This window comes from Treponema sp. R80B11-R83G3, assembly GCF_054786115.1.
Window position 1 is genome coordinate 1 of sequence record NZ_BDHF01000090.1, and the last position, 5,046, is coordinate 5,046.

6 protein-coding genes are annotated in these 5,046 nt (G+C 48.7%); all 6 read right to left on the bottom strand.

Going from position 1 to position 5,046, the window contains the following annotated elements; translation table 11 throughout:
- On the bottom strand, positions 1-204 hold a 204-nt coding region (locus ACYVRH_RS10625), incomplete at its 3' end, for a hypothetical protein (protein WP_461256888.1).
- A gap of 694 nt (positions 205-898) precedes the next feature.
- Entirely contained in the window at positions 899-1,324 is a 426-nt protein-coding gene (locus ACYVRH_RS10630) for a PIN domain-containing protein (protein ID WP_461256889.1), read from the bottom strand.
- Positions 1,324-1,602: a hypothetical protein gene (locus ACYVRH_RS10635; protein ID WP_461256890.1), complete on the bottom strand. Its 279-nt coding sequence runs from the start codon at positions 1,600-1,602 to the stop codon at positions 1,324-1,326. The genes ACYVRH_RS10630 and ACYVRH_RS10635 overlap by 1 nt, the downstream gene beginning before the upstream one ends.
- A gap of 150 nt (positions 1,603-1,752) precedes the next feature.
- The gene (gene gltA, locus ACYVRH_RS10640; protein ID WP_461256891.1) at positions 1,753-3,144 is read right to left on the bottom strand and encodes an NADPH-dependent glutamate synthase; all 1,392 of its coding nucleotides are present in this window, start codon (positions 3,142-3,144) and stop codon (positions 1,753-1,755) included.
- Positions 3,141-3,983: a sulfide/dihydroorotate dehydrogenase-like FAD/NAD-binding protein gene (locus ACYVRH_RS10645; RefSeq protein ID WP_461256892.1), complete on the bottom strand. Its 843-nt coding sequence runs from the start codon at positions 3,981-3,983 to the stop codon at positions 3,141-3,143. Before ACYVRH_RS10645 ends, gltA begins: the two co-directional genes overlap by 4 nt.
- Positions 3,984-4,004: 21 nt before the next feature.
- On the bottom strand, positions 4,005-5,046 hold a 1,042-nt coding region (locus ACYVRH_RS10650), incomplete at its 5' end, for an iron-containing alcohol dehydrogenase (RefSeq protein ID WP_461256893.1).

Consider the following 5,046-nt stretch of genomic DNA (forward strand, 5'->3'; position numbering starts at 1 on the left):
CCCCAACCTCGGATGCTGTAAAATTCTCGCCGACAAAAACCAAGAAAGTTGCCGGTTGCCTGTTGCCTGTTGCCTGTTGCCTGTTGCCTGTTGCCTGTTGCCTGTTGCCTGTTGCCTGTTGCCTGTTGCCTGTTGCCTGTTGCCTTCGGCCTGAAGCATTTTTTCATAAGTGGGGATTTTATTTGGCCTCTCACCGTGTCGCATTTGTCCGTGAACGCCCCTTGACGGGGCGCTGTTGTTTGGGTGTGCGTGTTGCGTGTTGCGATTTGTGGGGGGTTGGCTGTTTGTATGTTCTTATTAGCCATGCGATTATTTTATAGTAATTTTTTATGATATGTCAATGCTAATTTAGTGGTAAATGCCTAATTACCACTAGAAGATGTATGCCGAATAAATGCTTTAAGTACAGGTGGGCAGGCTGCGTGCGATGTAAAAACATCTTTCGGGCGTTCCCCGCCGGAGAGACTTTGGAATAAAACAAAGAAAATTCAGAGAAAAAACGTCCGGCGACAAACCCTAGATAAAGCTTTCTAACTACGCTATTTAGTCGCCGGAAAGGCTCACAGCCAAATAAACGCCTGACCACTTGCAAGTGGTCAGGTTAGATCAATAATGCCGCACGCTGAGAGCACCAAAAAATGCCGCAGTCCCCAATAAAAGCAAGGCCGCCTTTAGGTGGCCGCCAGTGCGAGGCGGACTCTTACGAAGTTTTTACAGCGTGCGCAGCCTGCCCGCCTGTACTAAATAAATTCTTTGGGCATACATCGTGTTGAGGAGAGGAAAAAGCCTGTAGCAAGTTTGCAAATATGGCGGCGAAATGCGAAAGAACTATCCCTCTGTGGAAAAAAGTGACACTGCCTATGATGTACATTTCATTTTAAAAAGTTCAGTTTAGTTCCTATTCGCCATTGTCATCTTCTGGAAACATTTGCAAAAACTGTCCAGGCGTTACCGCAGGGATAGAACCTGAAGTATAATCTTTAACGTTTCTCGTAACAATATAATCAACTGAAAAACTATATCCCACGGCAAACTGGACGGAGTCTTCAAAATCGTCCCAATCAAGACTCAACGCATAAAAAATATCGTTGTCAGTTACAGTCGCAGGGCGGAAAATCTCTAACATCTCTTTTAACGCTTTTTTTGTGGGCTTTTTGCCGAGAGTGCTTTTCGCAAGAAAAAAAATATCGGTTATTGCGGAAGCGGAAATAAAACCGGTAATAGCATTATTTTCCGCCATAAAAGAGATAGCCTCTGCGTTATCGTAACCTTCACGGTGGAGCATAATATCTAATGCGACATTGGTATCAATCAGGACTATCATTAGAGGTGTTTCGCCAGCCTTTTCATGCGCCATTCGTCAAGATCAACATCTCCCAGACTTGAAAGTATGCCTGATATTGCCTGAGTACGGGGGCTGTTTTTCCGCATTGCTTCAATCTCTTTTCTGGTAATGTGAGGTATGCCGCTGCCTTCGGATTTATGTTTTTCCTTTGCCGGAAACTGAATTATTACCTGTGTTTCCCCTGCCGGTATGTCACGAGGGATTTCAAGCATTATTCTGTGATCGTCTGGTACGGTTACAGTTTGCGTTATTGTCATGCGTTAAATATAGTAATATCTGCCGTTACTGTCAAGTTGTAGAATTCAACCACGAAGTACGCGGAGAAACACGGAGTTTTGATATGAAAATCTTCTTTCTCTCCGTGTAACTCCGTGGTTAAATATTCGCTTTGGACAGCCCCATATACATCACTGCAAATACGCATCAATTGCTGCTGCGGCTTTTTTTCCTTCGCCCATGGCAAGAATCACTGTGGCCGCTCCTGTTACTGCGTCTCCTCCGGCGTAGACTCCTTTCCGGCTGGTTTGGCCGGTCGCCTCGTCGATGATAATGCCGCCCCATTTCTGCGTATCCAGACCCTTTGTTGAGTTTCTGATAAGCGGATTGGGCGAGGTGCCAATAGCCATGATAACGCAATCGACATCTATGTCGATTTCGCTTCCGGGTATGGGAATCGACTCGGCTCTGCCCGATGCGTCGGGTTTACCCAGGGCCATCTTTTCGCAGACAAGCATCTTAACCCAGCCCCTTTCATCGCCAGCGATTTTTACCGGCTCGGTGAGGAACATAAAATGAATGCCTTCTTCTTTCGCGTTTTTCACTTCTTCAGCGCGGGCGGGAAGCTCTTTTTCGGTGCGGCGGTAGATGACGGTAACATCAGCCCCAAGCCGTTTCGCGCAACGGGCCGAATCCATCGCCACGTTTCCGCCGCCGATAACGGCGGTTTTTTTTGCATGTTGAATAGGCGTGGAACTTCCTTCCATATAAGCCTTCATCAAATTGATGCGGGTTAAAAAATCATTTGCCGCAAAGACGCCGTTCAGATCTTCGCCGGGAATGTGCATAAAACGGGGCAGCCCCGCCCCTGATCCTATGTACACCGCCGAATAGCCTTGCTCATCCAGAAGCTCATCCACGGTAAGCGTTTTTCCGATTATCGTATTGCAAACGATTTCAACGCCCATATTTTTAAGCCCCTGAATCTCATGCTGAACAATTGCCTTGGGCAGGCGGAATTCGGGGATGCCGTAGATCATTACGCCGCCTTCACGGTGAAGCGCCTCGAAAATCGTAACGCTGTAACCTTTCTTTGCCAGATTTCCGGCGCAGGAAAGGCCCGAAGGCCCTGAACCGACAACGGCAACTTTCTTGGTTTTTGTCGGCGAGAATTTTACAGCATCCGAGGTTGGGGTATGCGCGTTGTGGTAATCCGCGGCAAAGCGTTCCAACCTGCCGATACCGACCGATTCGCCCTTAATGCCGCGGGCGCACTTTCCTTCGCATTGGCTTTCCTGCGGACAGACCCTGCCGCAGATTGCCGGAAGCGAATTGTGCTCGGTGATAATTTGATAGGCTTTTTCAAATTCGCCTCCGGCAATGCAGCCGATAAAGGTCGGAATGTCGATGTTGACGGGGCAGTGTTCTACGCAGGGTTTGTTTTTGCAGTTCAAGCAGCGTTTCGCCTCATCAATGGCCTGCTCCTCGGTGTAACCGAGAGAGACTTCTAAAAAGTTGCTGTTGCGGATATTGGGGTCCTGCACCGGCATTTCATTTTTTGTTGTTCTTAAGTTAGCGCTCATTTTGCCACCGCCTTTTTAAACAGGTTACAAGTCGCCTCGTAAGCCTTCGCCTCAAAGGGGCGGTATCTGCTGCCCCTTTGCATGGCTTCTTCAAAATCAACCTCATGACCGTTAAAGTCCGGGCCGTCAACGCAGGCAAACCTCATTTTGTGGTTAACGCTCAGGCGGCATGCGCCGCACATTCCCGTTCCATCGATCATAATGGGGTTCATGCTGACGGTAGTTTTAACGCCGTAAGGCTTTGTTGTGGCTGCGACAAATTTCATCATGATGAGTGGCCCAATGGCGATTACTTCATCATATTTTACGCCATTGTCCAGGGACGCTTTTAACGCTTCGGTTACAAGCCCTTTCTTGCCATAGCTTCCGTCGTCGGTCATAAGATCAAAGTCGTGCGAAACCGCGCGGAATTCATCCTCAAGAATCACAAGGTCTTTGGTGCGGAAACCGACAATGGCGTGCACCTCAGCCCTTTGATTAAAAAACTTTTTTGCCAGCGGGTAGGCAATCGCCGATCCCACGCCGCCGCCGATAATGGCTACTTTTTCCGCCGAACAGTCTGAAGGATTTCCCAAAGGCCCCGCCAAATCATGTATCGCCTCCCCTTCCTGTAATTGATTCAGACAGAAAGTCGTGGCTCCCACAATCTGAAAGATAATGGTAATGCTTCCTTTTTGAGTGTCACAATCGGCAATGGTAAGCGGAATCCGCTCACTGTCCGCATTGGCCCGGACAATTACAAATTGACCCGGTTGAGCCTTTGCAGCCACAAGCGGCGCTTCCACATCCATCAGGGTGACGGTGGGATTCATTATTTTTTTTCGCAAAATCTTTGCCATTTTAAACCCGCCTTTTATAAATTAGAAATCTACGTCTTTGTCATAGAAACAGGCTGTAAGAAGCTGTTCCATTTGTTTCGGATCGATTTTGCGCGGATTGGATCCTGTACAGGCGTCACCTACGGCGTTAACCGCTACGGTCGGCAATTTCTCAAGGAACTCCTTCTCGCTTATAATACCGCCTTCGTAAGTTTTAATACACGGAGCAATGTCCAGCGCTTTGTTCATCTTCTGGATGTGATGAACAAGAGATTTGGTTCCCTCGTCCGGGTTTTTCGCGGGAAGCCCGATAAAGTGGGCGATTTCCGCATAACGCTCGGCTGCGACTTTTTCTTTTGCGTTGAATTGGATTACCTTAGGCAGGTACATGGCATTGGCAACGCCGTGTATTATGTGTCCGCCGGAATAGGCAGCGCCGGTCTTGTGCGCCATTGAGTGTACGATTCCCAAAAGGGCGTTGGAAAAAGCCATGCCTGCAAGACACTGGGCGTTGTGCATTTTTGCCCGGGCTTCCTTATCGCCCTTGAAAGAATCTATCAAATATTTGCTTATCATCTTTATCGCGTGCAGAGCCAGAGGATCGGTGTAGTCGCAATTCAAGGTTGACACATACGCTTCGATGCCGTGGGTTATGGCATCCATACCAGTATTGGCGGTAAGCTTGGGCGGCATTGTTTCCGCAAGCGCGGGGTCTACAATCGCAACGTCCGGGGTGATGTTAAAATCCGCCAGCGGATATTTGATGCCTTTTTTGTAGTCGGTGATTACCGCAAAGGCGGTGACTTCCGTGGCTGTTCCCGATGTTGAGGGAATGGCGCAGAATTTCGCCTTGGTACGCAGGGGTGGAAAGCTAAAGGGTGTACAGAGGGTTTCAAATTTTGTGTCCGGGTACTCGTAAAAAGCCCACATTGCCTTTGCCGCGTCGATGGGAGATCCGCCGCCGATAGAGACAATCCAGTCAGGCTGGAATTTTCTCATGGCTTCGGCTCCTTTCATAACCGTTTCCACAGAGGGGTCAGGCTCGACGCCCTCAAAAAGCTCGACCTCCATACCCGCTTCTTTA

What these genes read in the sequence shown, in the direction of transcription:
- ACYVRH_RS10630 (WP_461256889.1), bottom strand. Translation starts at nt 1,324, where the DNA reads ATGATAGTCCTGATTGATACCAATGTCGCATTAGATATTATGCTCCAC.
- ACYVRH_RS10645 (WP_461256892.1), bottom strand. Translation starts at nt 3,983, where the DNA reads ATGGCAAAGATTTTGCGAAAAAAAATAATGAATCCCACCGTCACCCTG.
- gltA (WP_461256891.1), bottom strand. Translation starts at nt 3,144, where the DNA reads ATGAGCGCTAACTTAAGAACAACAAAAAATGAAATGCCGGTGCAGGAC.
- ACYVRH_RS10635 (WP_461256890.1), bottom strand. Translation starts at nt 1,602, where the DNA reads ATGACAATAACGCAAACTGTAACCGTACCAGACGATCACAGAATAATG.